The sequence below is a fragment of the Prevotella sp. P2-180 genome (genome assembly GCF_002251435.1).
Classification (GTDB): domain Bacteria; phylum Bacteroidota; class Bacteroidia; order Bacteroidales; family Bacteroidaceae; genus Prevotella.
Window position 1 is genome coordinate 44,524 of sequence record NZ_NPJI01000014.1, and the last position, 15,885, is coordinate 60,408.

The window sequence follows — 15,885 nt, forward strand, 5'->3', positions numbered from 1 at the left end:
TGCTGTAAAATGCTTTCTCCTTGTGAATGAGGATAAGGCATGAAGCAGACGACTAATAACAATATCAGAAATATGGCAACGATTATCACCGTACCCCATCGAACTAATGCGGGCGGTATTTCGCCTAAAAGGTTGCGAAACTTCTCTGAACGCAACTCTATATCAGACGAAGTGTTTTTTTTAGTGTCCATCATATCTATTCTTCAATTATTTCTTTAAAATTACACCAATTTCGGGTGTTTCTGTACAACTCAGCAGTACCTTGGGGCACAAAAAGTGAACATCCTTCAGTTTTAGGTACTATTTTTATTTCAAGAGGATCCAACCATTTAAGATGGAGACGTGAAACAGAACAACCTAAAAAAGCCTCACTTGATACATTCATTACAGTTATTGGAATATTCAAGTCCTTCAATAAAGATCCAGTCGTAAAGGCTTGGTTTCCTATTGATGAAAGATTCGAATCAGCATTAATTTGTATTTCTTCCATCCCAACGCAGCCATAGAATGCCATGCTATTAATTTCCTCTACAGAATTGGGAATTTTAATTTGTTTCAAATTTTTACATCCCTTAAAGGCTGAAGCACCTACGATTTTCAAACTTTTGGGAAGAACTACTTCCTTGACATTAACGGCATTTGTGAACACGCCAGAGGGAATTTCTGCATATAGAAAGATTTCTTCGTATTTTTTCTCAGGTTTCCATCCGTAGTATTCAAATGGATTTCCTAAACCGGCAACTATAGAACATTCAGAGAGGTCAATACTTACAGGATTTTGTAAATTGTTGTTTTCTTGTTCTGAGAACAAACTTCTTATTACCGGGAAATCAAGGCCATTAATCGGACCAACAACTTTAAAAGAACGTATGCATTCAAGATTGCCGACATTATTTCCCAAAAGAATCTGAAGACTACCTGGCTTATCGACAGATATTTCAACCTTGTTTTCAAATGGTGCAGGCTCTTGAATAAGACAAGGACCACAACCTTTTATCACAGGACGACCATTGATTTTAAAATCCAGAGATGCAATACGCCCCAATCCTTCGTTCTTTTCAAGAATCAAGAATACATCGTATTCATTCTCATTGACCGCTTTAATTTCTTTGATTTTTATCCAGTCCGCATTTTGTGGATAGATTTCGGCAGCCGGAATAGAACCAGACTGTACCCTTACTCTAATTTCTCCACTCTCATAATTATGGCTATAACAATCTTTTTCCGGTATAACATTTGGAACTCCTTCTTGGGTTATGGGAATAATGATTCTTTCTCCTTGGGAATACACAACCACATTTCCTTGTCTTGAAAAAATTTCGGAATTCTCCAAAACACTGACACATAGTTCTCCAACACCATCTGTCAAAGATAGTGAAACGTCAATCCATGATTCGTCCGAGGACACAGAAACATCTGAGTATATAGAGGTAAAACTCAAAATTACTTCCGCCTGATTGTGATTAAGATTAATTCCTTCCCTTACAATAACCAATGCGTCCTCAGACCATGATATATTTTCAATTTCATTGTCATGGCATCCAGACATAAACAATGTTACTATGACGCCTAATAAATATTTGATCAATCTCATTGTATAGTGCGTTTAAGAGGAGAGACAAGTATTTGTCCCTCCCAAGTTATTATTTAAAGACCGATTATCGTATAATTCTGAAGTATCATCATGGAAATCTTACGCTTTGGTAATGACTCCACCCACTCACGTATTCCATAATAATCCAAAACATAATCTTCGTAATCTTCATCATAAAGATATGACAACGCTATTTTGTTGGTAGGATCATAAATATACCGCATATTAGAATTTGTATCTTCATACAGGTACATATTATCCTCATTAAAACCATTCATGCGAACACAAAGAGGTTTACGTACATTCGGATTATAAGTGGTATTGTAATTTGTTGAAAATTGCAGTCCCTGAAATATCGTTTTTTTCTTGGCATATATTTCCTGAACTTTGTTCATCATCGTTTGGTTATTGTTATTAGCACGAAGTTCGTTGTCTGTTGAGCTGTTATATGCTCCATCACTTAGAACAATTTTGTCTCCTTGGCGTGTGGTCATCACAGCTGCCACCTCATATAATTTTTCACCAGATGATGTTGTTCTTGCTAGCACCTTTACTATCTCGAATTTTGGATCTTGAACTTCATCTAAAGATTCAAGAAAGCCGTTTGTCGTGTCATCCATTCGGAATTTGAAATTTTTCTCCAATACAAAATCTGACATTGGATATAATCCACATTCCTCTTCATTATAACCTGATGTTATATCTATCATAGTATAAGTATTACTATTATTCAGTGAATTTAACCATGGAGTTAAATCTATCGACAGGTTATCTAACTTCGTAGGTGAAACTATGGTCTGCAAAGTAGGTGTTCCTCCAAATGTTTGAATGTAGATTTCTGTATTTTCTGTTTCATACTGAGAAGAGCTACCGGATCCTGTATTTTTCCCAAAAGAAAGAGTTCCTGATGCTGAATTGGAATCAGATCCGGATTTCCATGAGAAAGAGGCATTAATATCTTTTGTCAACCCCTTCTCTCTTGACTCGGAATCAGATCCGGTCTCAGACTTTCCTGCATAAAAAGCTGTAGCCTTACCTCCAGTAATATAACTACGGAGTACGAATGGCCCATAAGAGTCTATCAGGTTTCCTATTGTCCCACGATATAAATCAGTAAGGAATGTTTGGCTCAAGCATTCACGGGCATAAATTTTCCTTTTATCTATCGTTGATAATAATTCATATTGACTTCCTTTAACTTCTATATTTAATTCGCCATAAACACATTTTAAACCAAAGGAAGAGGCTGATTTAAAAAGTTCAGTCATCTTCTTTTCTCTTCCAATTTTGAAAAGTCCTACATTCAGACTAAAACCACTCTTTACTGTTTTTGATATTTGGCTGTTCGTTTCATATCTCGACATTCCATTATAAGTAAATGAATAAGCCGAAGAAGACCTCAAAGGTTTCGCTGTAATCAATGAAGAATATTTAGCTTTAATTCTTCCAAGATCAAGAACAGGAAACTTTACATTTTCCATATCACCAAGTATGGAGTTCCCAATTGTGTATGAATATCCAAGCATCAATTCAGAGTCTCCTATCAAACCTCCATTATTAGAACCACTTCTTGTAGCGTTATTGTCTAATGCTTTGAGTGGAAGTTTTTTGACATGCGGTACCGAAACTTGCCTGTCCTGAAGAATAATATTCTCAGTATTATCATTGCAATCCAATGAAGACATATAATTGTCATCATTGGTGCAGCTTACCATTAAAAAAATGGATATAACTACCGTTAATATGCTTTTAAGTCTATTCATAATTGTGGATTTATAAGTATTAATGAATCTTTCTTTATAACAAACATAGGCTCTTTAAGGATGATATCTCCGTCTGAACCAATAGGTGTATAGGTAATTGTCTCCTCGGGGGCTATTTCTTCCGGATTCTCTACAATACTACCAGACCAAGTACCTTTTAAAATACATTCTCTTCGGTTTCCTCCTTCTTCATATACCGCTTTAGCAGTATATTTTACAGTTACGTTGTATTTTACAAATTTCAGAGTGACTTTAGCTATTGAAGATGGATTACAGCGAATAGGATGACTATATTTAATAGGCCTATCTATATATTGGGTATTAGTGTTGATGAAATTAGCATCAACAGGACTGTCTGGTTCTGGTGAAATTACGATACCAGCAACAACAGAGGGACGTTGAAATTTTATGTCTTGATTACTGAAGTTAAGATTCACATTCCACGTGTTACGATTAAAATAAGAATTTTCAGTCTCATGAAAATCAAAAGGAACATTTATTTCTTTTTGTTGAGACGATGTATTTTTTACAGTAACCGTTTTTGTGAATGAGGATTGGGAAACTGTAGTTGAATTCACATCATATTCCAAAGAATAAATTTCAAATTTCTTGTCAGGAGTGATTATAAACTCTTGTTGCGCTTTGTTAGAAACTCTTTTTGCGTAGCGAATTTTATTGCCGCTTACAGCCTCTAAAACATAATAGAAGATTGACCATGAATTGTTTGGGTCTGATTGTCCAAGATAACTCTCGCTTTGAATTGCATAATAGTTTTTGTATGAATCGGATTTCAAAAGGTCCCAACCACAACCCATCAAAGAACCACTATTGTCTTTCGATGCCATTAAAATCTTATCATCAGGTTTGTTGGTATAGTACCCAACAGTCAGAGGTGTCCCGGATGCTTCAGAATAGATTAAATATGGAACTCCTGCTGAAGGAGGTAGAACCTTTATGTAGAAACGATTTTTAGTTGCATCATTAGAATTGTTCAATATAACCTCTTTTCCCTTTCCATCACAATAAAGATTGACATATTCGTTAGTTGAACCACTTGTAGCCTTAGCACGAACTTTTATCGTAGCAGGTAATTCGCGGATGGCGTACATATTGTCCCAGAATGTATCATCGTATAAATCTTGGTTAGAGATTGGAAGATTTTTACGCTGTGAATGAAGCTGTTCATATAATTCTTTCATTCTCATCATATCATCAGACATAACGAGTTCTTTTGGATTTTCCAAAGAGACAGAATCTTCTAAGATCGCACGAGTTTGAGGCATTTGTACCTCAGATTTTTCAAGAGAGGATACAACATCCTCCATGGTGTCAGTACATCCGCTAAAGAGCGTGATTGCACACATAGCTAAAATTAAAAATTTTGGTTTCATATCATGTTATTTAAAATGAATTAATATCTAATTATTTTTTTAAGTTATAAGCCTCATTTCAAAGAATAAAGCTATAAATAATCTCAATGACTTTACTGCCAAGTTGTTGGTGACCTTGACTTATGATTGCCAGTGTGCAACGACATTGCTATACAAGAATCATTAATGTCAAAGCTTAGTCGCATAATTTTACACATGACAGAAATTAAAAGATTCAGTTCCATATTTTAACAATTAATTACCTAATTCAAGTTGATTCTTAACAAGATTATAGTATCTTCCTCTCTTTTCAATGAGAGAAGAATGATTGCCGGCTTCGACAATCTTTCCACCATCTACCACTACGATTTGGTCTGCGTTTTTAACCGTGGATAGTCGATGTGCAACCACTACAACTGTACGACCTTTGTAAAATTCATCGAGGTTCTCGACTATTGCTCTCTCATTTTTTGCATCAAGGGCATTGGTGGCTTCGTCTAAAAATATGAAATCCGGATTCTTATAAACTGCGCGGGCTATGAGTACACGTTGTTTCTGACCTTGGCTCAGTCCAACTCCGTCACGTCCGATAATAGTGTTATACTTCAGCGGAAGCCCCATGACATAGTCATGGATATTTGCAATTTTCGCAGCTTGTTCAAGCTGTTCCACATCTATCTCACCATCATCGACAGCAATATTCCGGGCTATGGATTCAGAGAATATCACTCCATCCTGCATTACTACTCCACAATGGCGACGCCACCATTTGAGGTTATATTCGTTGATATTACGTCCGGCAATAAAAATTGAACCGTTCATAACTCGATAATAACCGAGCATGAGTTTAATTAGTGTGGTCTTTCCACTTCCTGATGCTCCTACTATGGCAGTCACTTTCCCTTCTGGAATGTCAAAAGATACGCCCTCAAGTGTTTTCTTCAAAGCATGAGGGTCGTATTTGAAATCTATGTTCTCAATTTTGATTGACTTTTCTTTATCAAATGATTTTGCCTGATTTTCTTTTGATTCTTCATTCTTACCTTCGTGAATCTCGTTAATTCTTTCAAGAGAAATTTTTACATCCTGCAAAGAGTATATAAATGACATAAACTGCTCGACCGGAGAGTTAAGCTGCCCAACGATATATTGGATAGCAAGCATTGCGCCCAAAGTAATCTGGCCGTTTATTACAGCAGTTGCCGCAAAAACGGTTATCAGTATGTTCTTGATCTCGTTAATGAATACAGAACCTGCCTCCTGTGTCTGTTGCAGTTTCAACGACTTCATTTGGACATTAAACAAGTCTGCTTGTGTATCTTCCCATTCCCACCGTCTGCGCTGCTCACAATCCTGCAACTTTATTTCCTGCATTGATGTAATGAATTGGTATGTCTTATTTTGATTAATCGCTTGCTGCTCAAATATCTCATAATCAATTACTTTGCGACGCCGCAGAAATGAGAATATCCATAATCCGTAAATAATGCTTCCCATAATAAAAACGCCAAAAATTACTTTGTTATATATCAACAGAACAATACCAAATATAATGAAACTCAAAAATGTGAAGATAACATTCAGAACTTGCCCTGTGAGGAAATTCTGAACACGCGAGTGGTCTTCAATACGTTGCAATAAATCTCCCATCAACTTTGTGTCAAAAAAAGCCATAGGTAATTTCAACAACTTGACAAAGAAATCACTTACTAATGAAATATTTATCCGCATGGAAATATGAAGCAACAACCAGCGTCGTATAAAGTCCGTGGCTGTACGTCCAATAACAATCATAAGTTCTCCTAACAATACAAGCCAAATAAATCCAATGTCATCGTATTTTATGCCTATATCAACGATTGATTGGGTCAGAAATGGCATGATCAGTTGAAGTAAACACCCCAATAAGAGACCTAAGATAATTTGAATAAGATTTGTTCTATATTGCAGTAAGTAACCAAATAAAAATTTGAAAGAACGTCTCTCTTCTTGCACTCCCGCAACATTTCTTTCTCCAAATTTTTCTGTGGGTTCAAGAATCATAATAATGCCTTTTTCTTCTCCATTCAAAGTTGAACTAATCCAATGCTTCTTAAACTCCTCCAATGAATAGCACATTAATCCTTTACCAGGGTCTGCTATATAGAATTTCTTTTTGCTCTTTACTTTGTATAAAACAACGAAATGGTTTTGATTCCAATGCAATATGCTTGGCAGAGAAATGGTGACTAATTGCTCAATAGAAGCCTTGCCGTATACTGAATTGAATCCTATTTTTTCTGCAGCGTTTTTTATTGCGAATAGCGACACACCTTCAGTTGAAACACTACATAGCTTAGAAAGTGCTTCAATACTATATGCGTTTTTATAATATTTGCAAATCATTGCCAAACAGGCAACTCCGCATTGCATTGCATCCAATTGTTTAACAAAATGAAATCTCATTTTTATTATTTAGCAGTATTAATATTAATCAAACCTGAATCTTTATCAGAGTTACTGATACGCTTTCCTACGTGACCACGAGATTTGCCTTTGTAGAAATAGTATGTGAATTTCAAGGATACGAGATTCTTGAAGTTGTTCCACTTAGTTTCTTCCGAATAGCTGAAGCCGTTGATGTCAGCATAGATTTTTGATGGATTCGGATTGTAAATATACTCCAAGCCTACTGACATTGATTTGAATTTGTAAAGTATCGAAGCACTCATATTGAATCCCATACGAGTGTGTATGTCACCATCGACCAATGTCATCGGCATGTTGCCGTTCCACATAAGCTGCCAGTTCTTTGGCAGGAACTGAACACCGATGCCGGCATTATGGAGATTATGCTTCACAACCTGATTAGGTGTTCTGTATGTTGAGTATTCATAGTTGTAGAATGGTTGAATGACAAACCAGTTGACAGGCTTATAGTTCAACGACAAAGAAGCTCCTAATGAATGAACATTATCAATTTTCGCCATCCGGAGGATAATATCGTCACCTTCGGTAAACAATACAGGCATATTCTTATTCGGATAATACGAATAGGTCACAGACGGGGCAATGTAAAATTTCCCGTTGTCAGAAGCATATTGGTAGTTAAGGTTGGCGTAATAGTAATAATACGGCTTCAGTGCCGTATTCCCTTGTGAGTAGAAATGTTCGTCAATTGTCACAATACTATTGGTCAGATCTCCGACATTTGGAACTGATGAGTTTATGGCGGCGGTAAATTTCATTGCTGAATGTTTGTTATATTGAACATTCAAGACCACTGACGGACGGAATACCAGATAATTGAATCTTTCGTTTGTCGCAGTCTTATAATGATTGTTTTCCAACCCAAGACCTATGTTATATGAAAATTTGCCTATCGCATTACTATAATCGGCATATACATATTCTTTATGTGTGTCGATTGTTGAGTAGTCTGTGAAGTTATATTTTTGGTCCAGATTCTTATATTGATAATAAGTTCCCAGATTGAAATCTCCGTTCCATAGTTTATCGCTATACAGAGCTTCTGCAATCAAGGAATATGATTTGTTGTCGATATGGTTCTCAAACGTATATCCACCTGCGTTGTTTGCGAGGGTGTTATCCGAGTTTGAATGATGGTAGGTGTTCAATATGTTTATGGATAAATTCCTGTTCTGATTGAACATATACATATAGTACAAGTCAGCAGCAACGGAAGAATAATCACTTTTGAGACTTCTACTGTTGATTGGCGGATTGTCGTTTTGCCACATCAGTTCTTGTTCGTATTCTTGTTTGCCGGGAGATTTACGGTATTCGACTTTGGCATTGAAAAGATTCTTGCCTTGATAACGCTGATAGGCAATTTGTCCGATATGATATTGTCCGTTATATCTGCCGGGCAGTCCTCTGTATTCATTTGTTTTATCAGCATAGGAATACGTGTTATTCATCCGGTTGTCGTTCAACACACGATAATCTACGAAATATGCGGCTGTAACCATATTCAATGAGTCCATATATGCCATAGAGAGCATATCTGTACCATATCCAGTCGTAACACCGTTCTTTGTGTCAAGATAAAGACTATATAATTTATCTGTCTTTCTCTTTGTTTTCACATCAATCACTGCACCTATATTCTCATGAGCATATCGTGCCGGAGGTTCGCTATAAAACTGTATGTTTTTGATTTCATCAGCTTGCAGCATTTTCAGTTCCCGTGAGGAACGCCTCATTCCGTCTATCAGTACAAGAATACTTTTATTGTCCACCGTAACTAAAGCATCATTGCTGATATCTGTCTTGAATTGTGGCAGGCTGCCGATTGCATCCAAGGCGTTGTTGCCTACCTTTTTTGATGATTCACTCAGTGTCAATTGATTTTTATTGCCGAAAGTATTCAGGATTTGCGGAGTAACGACGACTTCGTCAAGAAGCATAGCATCATCGTTCAGAATAATATCTCCCAAATTACCAGGCTTACAAACTTGGTGCTTCTTTTCATAACCCATACAAGACAATTGGAGAATGTATTCTTTTGCCTCTTTTACTGTCAATTCAAACCGTCCCTCCATATCACTTGTCGTTCCTGCAATTTGTGTCGAATCGGGCAAATTCAAAAGCAAACAGTTAACTCCAGCAATAGGATTCTGTTCAACATCCAAAATCCTACCACTGATAATGGCTTGTGCATTTGCAATTTGGGCACAACCAAGCAACATAATCGAAAACAAAAAAATATATCCAAGCTGTCTCATATATGATTATTTTTGAATCAAAATCGAACAAATCAAGATTCTGAGCCAATCAATATTCTTCATTTGGTTGTCCAATTTTGATATTATATTTTATAATTAGTTCATTACTGATTAAAGATTACTTGCTTTCATTGCACATTGAATTAATGTAATTTACTAAAGCATCTTCTATCTTCATGTCCATTCCATTGAATTTACAATATGATGCGCTTCCATAATCGCGTGGACATATACCCATACATATTGGTAAATATTTGCAAGAGAGGCATTCTGTATTCTCAAAAGATTTGGCCTTGTATTTTTCTATAAAATCACTATTCCACTTGATTGAACCGTCATCATTTATGATTCCATGAGATTGTTTGTCATACAAATCATTACAAGCTGTACATTTGAGCACATCACCATTATAGTTAATGGCATTATAGTATTTCCTGTTGGCATAACATGGAACAAAATCCCAAACAAAGTCTAATCTATTTACTTTATAGCCAGATGATTCGAACAAATTCAATAATGTACTAACATTATTATATCTGTCTTTACTGACCGTTTCTTGCCATACTTTCTTTGGATTGATTTGAATTCGGCAACGATTTGCAGGAGAAATTAAATCGTTAACATCATCTACAATTTGATAGCTAAGATTTGATTCTGTATAATTTATTCTTAAGAGAATCTGTATGTCATCTAAATTATTTAGAATATTCTCTATGTTTTCTAAAACATGTACAAATGTCGATGCACAATTATGCTGAAATTTCACCTTGTCATGCTCTTGTTTCGGCCCATCCAGAGTTATTTGAAATCTTTTGAATCCTAGTCTTTTAATATCACAAATTTTCTCTGGGAAAAGGAAATATCCATTAGTAGTAGCACTTGCTATATACGGAATACTATGCTCTTTACAAATATGCTTGGCATATTCGCATACGGGATTAATAATTTGATTGAAGTACATAAATGGTTCCCCACCAAACCACTCTATTTGTAAAGACGTTATTTGTTCTACATTGACCATATAATTAATGTGTGCTTTGACAGATTCAATAGTCTCAAGCGACATTCGTGATGGGATATGATCTTGTATGCAATACCAGCATTTATAATTACAATTTAAGGTCGGAAGAATAATCAGCAAATAATCTTTCCGATTTATTCGTTCTTCATTTCTTGTTCTGATAACATCCAATTCGTCAGTATCATCGGGAATGAGAAATCCGCCGGTTGTAAGTTTATCTACAAGTACATTCGGCAGCAATGTTATTCTATTCGGAGTATTGATTATTGTCTCAATTTTACGACTTAAATCAATCGGCAAACTAAAATATTTGTGCTCTATTCCATTATACCAATAGGCTATATTCGTTCGCTCAATTATATAATTATATTTACTCGCTTTCATAATTGTTATTCTTAAAGTCGGGCTATCACATGATAGCCCGACCAATGTTAAGCAATCTCAGTTATTTGAAGGTTGGAATTGTCGGAACAGTAGGAACAGTAGGTTTAGGGCTCACGATAACAATATCACAAGCGCATCCTGCTACATTGTTTGAACAACCATTCTGAGTAACAGCAAGTTCTGCTATTCCACCTTTGACATTAAGTGCTTCTAACACTGACATCTCTTCAATTGAGAATAATTTCAGATCTTTCATGTTTCTTCTGATTTATATATTCCTACTCTTTTCGCTTTTCGGATTCCGCGCCTTTTATCCAGTTCGGTCTGTGGGATTATTGTCGACTTTAATCTTTCGTGTTATAATTTTTATCTTTAAGAAGGACTTTTGTTGAATCGCAGTATATCACACTCTCGGGCACGAAGAAGTCGCTTTGAGAGATGGATTTCAACTTATTATTAACGAATAGTAGTTTCGTTGATACTATAAATTCGCAATTAGCTACCGGCTTGGGCGATTTATATGACAAAACCACTATAGTATCATTGTCTGAAATCTGAGCATCGAACGAAAACGGTTGCCCGTATTTGGTTAGAATAGATTCTTTATCCATTCCAATATTCAGTTCTCCAATAGAGATAGATGCAGATGCACTATTTCTATATACACTACATGATGCCAATCCAATTACAGCAATAGTAACCAAGCTCAATATTCGCATGTTAATCGACTTTGACATAGCCATTAGAATTTGAAATCATCTCATCGGTAATTTGTATCTTTCTACTTGCTGATTTCGTTCCATTAATTTTATTAATGTTATTTGAACGCCAATTTGTTAAAACGATAGATTTGTTTATGCAATTATTATGATTTCTTGCTTTATATTGTTATGCAACCAGTAGCAACCCAATTATCACATTCTATACTGATGGAGAGTCGTCCATTATAATCTTCCGGAATATCCAATGTGGTATTAGTAATTGAAGAATAGGCAATAATATTTCCATTTTCATCACATAGGAATATTTGTACATCAATATCCACTGAACCGGAAATCTCTATTTGACGTAGTTCGTCGTCATAATATACATCAATAGGGATTATCATAGGAGAACGATGAACTGTTGTGTTTTTGCCTTCGTGACCATACTTGTAAAAGTCCATATAGACTCCAGATTTTGCGGCATTGGCTTGAAGACATCCAATAATAATTAAAACTCCGAGGAGTGAGAGTAACTTTTTCATTGTTATTACTTTAATTGATTAAACTGATGCAAAATTACTGTAGAAAAAGTTTTCAACCAAGGGTAAAAGTTTGACAGTCAAACTTTTTACTACGCTGATAATCAATATATTGCAAATGGGGGGGGTGATTGATTTCTGCGCGGGGGAGTCAAAAGTTTGACGGTTGGATACAATAGGTCTAAAAATGCTAATTAATTACAGTGCCCAAGAATTATATATTATTGTTCTCAAATCCGCTAAAAGAATAAAATTATGGACTATACTTTTCTCATGAGAACAAAATATCAGACTTACTCTATCGTTAAACGAAAATAGCATGAACAGCGAAAAATCTCATGATTTTTCAGATTCCGTTTAAGCGGATAAAGGGTCAGGATGCCCGTCATGGAAAGGAAAATAGTACGTAACAAATACAGAACTATATCGTATCACTTATACTGGTTTTATTGCGAGGTTTGAGAACTGATGATTCTTAGTTCTTTATTGATGGTTTCAACTATATAATGGTTAAAGATACTATGATCTTTATTTTTAAGCGACAATAAAAGTTTAACGTGGTAATTTTGTATTATATTGAATGATAATGTATTACTACTAAAAAATAGTCTATTTTTTGTACATTTATCATCAAAATCTGATACTTTGAATTGTATATAGGGACAAACTATAAAAAACAATCCATTTACCTGATTTAGTAGATAGGCTGTTCGGAACGTATAAAGTAATTATCTGATAGAACTACAGTTGTTTCATAAGTTTTCTAATGTAAATGCCTATGTTTGTTTGATGTTCATCAATATCAAGTTTCTTACGTACATCACTGCTAATATGATAATGCCTTTTCAGCTGCAGATATTCACCAACTTCCTTTCCACGGAGTCCAATCGCATAAAGACATACATAATTTATCTCTGATTCAGTAAGTTCATGTTGTTCAAGGTATTTAATAAATTTAGGATGGGAAGCCTTAAACGCAAGACGAGTGGTATTCATGAACTCGTCCTTATCTTGAATAATTTGATCTTTCCAAGTACCATACGGTTCTGCGTATGAGTCATTATCTGTGATACGTGAAGCCAATAACCCATTCAACATTTCTATTCTTATTTTGATAGCATCTTCAATGGGTTTGGCTAAATCTTTTTGTTTTTTCAATACTTCTTTAAGACTTTCACTTTCATTCTCAAGTTGTACAATTTTGAGCCGAAGGTTTTCTGCGGCCAAAGATTGACGTTCACACTCTAATTGAGCAGCCTGTTTCTCAAGAACAGCATTATGCCTCTCTAATTCGAGTTTTTCATTTGCTTGTTGAAGACTATGTCTTTCCAGTTCAATTTGACGACTTCTCAATTCAAGGTTTTCATTTTCTCTTTTGAGATTCTCCTGTTCCAGTTGTAGTCTTTGTTTCTCTTGGGTGTCTAACAAGCTTTTGGCCTTTCCCAGCCTATAGCGATAGTAAACATATCCGATGATAATCAGCAATACAAATACAATACATAAACTTAACCAAATAATTTTATCAACTCTTTGTTTTTCCATCAAATTATCTTTCTCCATTTCATGGCGTTCTTGGGCAAACAGCAGATCACGAGAAAAGATATTCATATGAATAGAGTCAATGGTGGTCGAAAACTTCCGATATGCCGTCAATGCTCCAGCAATATCACCTTGTGATTCCAAAATGTCAGATTGAATTGCCAGATATTTCAAAGAAGTTCTCACTTTTGAAGTAGAGTCTATTGAATCCATAAAACGATTAGCATTAGAAGAATCACCTATTTTGCAATATGCCTCTACAATATCCAATTTAGTCTCGTCACTCAGATTCTGCATGTGTTCATAATAATGGAGAATATCTACAATATCTTCCTTATTACCAAATTTTAAAGCGTAAGAAAGGGCGTATGGAGCAATAACCATGCCTAACTCTGAATTTTGCTTTACTCGTTCTTGCGCGATTGACATAACACTGTCTGCCAGAGTTCTATCGTTGTTAAGAATACTACCGTCCAAGACATTGGCAAGGCAAGATATTTCATAATCTGGACGATTAATGGCTTTATATAATTTTGCTGCACCAAGATTATTCTTTATATAATCATCTATCTTATATGTCGAATACAGAATAGTCGCCTGAGCGACCATGAGGTTTGCCATAGCCAAGGTATCGGATGCTTCTTGACAAAATTCTTTTCCCCGCATGAAGCTTTGCATAGCTGCATCATCATCACCCTGATTCTGATAAATCCTACCTTGATAATAATATGTCCGAAGTCGCTCATTGGGAGTACCATGCTCGATATAATAATCAATAGCAGGTTGAAGGATGTCAAATGTTGTTGTATCAATATAGTTCTTGTCCAACGCCATAGATTTAAGCAGCGCATACCTGGCTGATGTTTCTTTTCCTTTTACATCAGAGACTGGGATGCCATCCAATACCGCGAGAGCGGAATCTGGCTTGCTATTCATAAGACTCTCTGCTATGTCCATTTTCACATCAATGTCATTCTGATGGTCGCATCCTACTGTTGCCAAAACGATTGACAACAGCACCAATTTGCTTGTATATTTAATACCAGCCTCGATTATGATTCCGCCAAGAGCATCTATTTTCTTTAATATCTCACCCATAACCATAACTTTCTGCAATTGCGATGCAAAGATACACAAAAATAATTAATGTAATTCCTCATTTAATGGGAAACCTTGTGATTCGCCATAGATTTGTGATATATATCAAGACATTGTCAGCCATATTGCTATCTGTTCATATCAAATATAATCATTAGCCATGATCAATAAGCTCAGACCACAAAATCTTTTATAATACGCATCTATCACAAGGGATATTGCGATTACAATCTCTTTTCAAAAAAAACATGCGTTGATACTTACAGCAAACTCACTTCGCCTTAATACAAACTGCTCGTCCCAATCCTTATGGTCTTTTTATTCTTTCCTGTTCCTTCTTGTTCTAATAATATCCTCTCTCAAATATGTTGTTTATATGTTACTATCTTAATATAAAATGTTATATAACTAACTCTATATTAGTATGATAATAAATTTCTTTTAGGTATTAGCATAATTCCATCGAGACGATGAAAGAGCCGATGGATTTTGTTGCCAGAATAGTAAACCACGAAAAACCCATTTACAGCTTGCTGTATTACCGTTATAAGGACAACGACGTGTATAAAGACTCCATACTGCCGCATCTTCAGAAGTTGCTTGGCTATTGTTTGTCTGTAGACAGTAATTTTTTTACCACGAAAGGAAAAATTTGCCCGTAAAAGAGTAAATTTCCGCAGATTTTCTCTTCTTTATTTTCGGTATGTAATTCAAAGGGAGAGTGTCGAAAACAAACTGCAGAAGTGAATTTGCCTAATTTGCTTTTGCCCAATTTGCCCAACGTGCCTTGAGCGGGACAGGTGACAGGTCAGTGTCCAACGGGTCATATGGACTGGTACATCGGTTCACTCTTTCGGGTCGATGAACCAGCCCCTGTGATTCAACAAATTTGCTCGAATTTGCTCGAATTTGCCCGAATTTTTAAGGCATAATTAAAGATAAGTATCTACGTATCAACACATTATATAAAGCACAATAGCAAAATGAGCAAAAGCAAATTGAGCAAATTGTTTTTTTTATATTTCAAGGAGGTTTCAAATTATAAGTATAATATATATAATAATAAATAATATATTTATATATATTTATTATTAACTACGTAAACATATACATGCAAAATGAATTTGCTCAATTTGCTTGTGCTGA

General features: G+C 35.5%; 9 protein-coding genes. All 9 read right to left on the reverse strand.

Features of this window, described 5'->3' with window-relative positions:
- Positions 1–196 precede the first annotated feature (196 nt).
- Positions 197–1,594, reverse strand: a complete 1,398-nt coding sequence (locus CIK98_RS02535) for a leucine-rich repeat protein (protein WP_094382715.1) — start codon at positions 1,592–1,594, stop codon at positions 197–199.
- A 53-nt stretch (positions 1,595–1,647) separates the two neighbouring features.
- Positions 1,648–3,357, reverse strand: coding sequence for an MAC/perforin domain-containing protein (locus CIK98_RS02540; protein ID WP_094382716.1), 1,710 nt, complete (start codon positions 3,355–3,357; stop codon positions 1,648–1,650).
- A complete protein-coding gene (locus tag CIK98_RS02545; RefSeq protein WP_094382717.1) occupies positions 3,354–4,748 on the reverse strand; it encodes a hypothetical protein in 1,395 nt (464 codons plus the stop codon). Before CIK98_RS02545 ends, CIK98_RS02540 begins: the two co-directional genes overlap by 4 nt.
- A gap of 234 nt (positions 4,749–4,982) precedes the next feature.
- Complete coding sequence (locus tag CIK98_RS02550) at positions 4,983–7,172, reverse strand: peptidase domain-containing ABC transporter (RefSeq protein WP_094382718.1); 2,190 nt, start codon at positions 7,170–7,172, stop codon at positions 4,983–4,985.
- A gap of 5 nt (positions 7,173–7,177) precedes the next feature.
- Positions 7,178–9,454 carry an outer membrane beta-barrel protein gene (locus tag CIK98_RS02555; protein ID WP_240513671.1) on the reverse strand — a complete coding sequence of 759 codons (2,277 nt, stop codon included), beginning with the start codon at positions 9,452–9,454 and terminating at the stop codon, positions 7,178–7,180.
- Between the two features lie 118 nt (positions 9,455–9,572).
- Positions 9,573–10,859, reverse strand: a complete 1,287-nt coding sequence (locus tag CIK98_RS02560; protein WP_094382719.1) for a radical SAM/SPASM domain-containing protein — start codon at positions 10,857–10,859, stop codon at positions 9,573–9,575.
- Between the two features lie 61 nt (positions 10,860–10,920).
- The gene (locus CIK98_RS02565; RefSeq protein ID WP_094382720.1) at positions 10,921–11,115 is read right to left on the reverse strand and encodes a hypothetical protein; all 195 of its coding nucleotides are present in this window, start codon (positions 11,113–11,115) and stop codon (positions 10,921–10,923) included.
- Positions 11,116–11,739: 624 nt separating this feature from the next.
- Complete coding sequence (locus CIK98_RS02575; protein WP_094382722.1) at positions 11,740–12,105, reverse strand: hypothetical protein; 366 nt, start codon at positions 12,103–12,105, stop codon at positions 11,740–11,742.
- Between the two features lie 738 nt (positions 12,106–12,843).
- Positions 12,844–14,739 carry a hypothetical protein gene (locus CIK98_RS02580; RefSeq protein WP_141210369.1) on the reverse strand — a complete coding sequence of 632 codons (1,896 nt, stop codon included), beginning with the start codon at positions 14,737–14,739 and terminating at the stop codon, positions 12,844–12,846.
- Positions 14,740–15,885: the final 1,146 nt, after the last annotated feature.

Bases quoted from the DNA above. Each gene is read 5' to 3' on its own strand.
- CIK98_RS02535 (WP_094382715.1), bottom strand. From the start codon at position 1,594: ATGAGATTGATCAAATATTTATTAGGCGTCATAGTAACATTGTTTATG.
- CIK98_RS02540 (WP_094382716.1), bottom strand. From the start codon at position 3,357: ATGAATAGACTTAAAAGCATATTAACGGTAGTTATATCCATTTTTTTA.
- CIK98_RS02545 (WP_094382717.1), bottom strand. From the start codon at position 4,748: ATGAAACCAAAATTTTTAATTTTAGCTATGTGTGCAATCACGCTCTTT.
- CIK98_RS02550 (WP_094382718.1), bottom strand. From the start codon at position 7,172: ATGAGATTTCATTTTGTTAAACAATTGGATGCAATGCAATGCGGAGTT.
- CIK98_RS02555 (WP_240513671.1), bottom strand. From the start codon at position 9,454: ATGAGACAGCTTGGATATATTTTTTTGTTTTCGATTATGTTGCTTGGT.
- CIK98_RS02560 (WP_094382719.1), bottom strand. From the start codon at position 10,859: ATGAAAGCGAGTAAATATAATTATATAATTGAGCGAACGAATATAGCC.
- CIK98_RS02565 (WP_094382720.1), bottom strand. From the start codon at position 11,115: ATGAAAGATCTGAAATTATTCTCAATTGAAGAGATGTCAGTGTTAGAA.
- CIK98_RS02575 (WP_094382722.1), bottom strand. From the start codon at position 12,105: ATGAAAAAGTTACTCTCACTCCTCGGAGTTTTAATTATTATTGGATGT.
- CIK98_RS02580 (WP_141210369.1), bottom strand. From the start codon at position 14,739: ATGGGTGAGATATTAAAGAAAATAGATGCTCTTGGCGGAATCATAATC.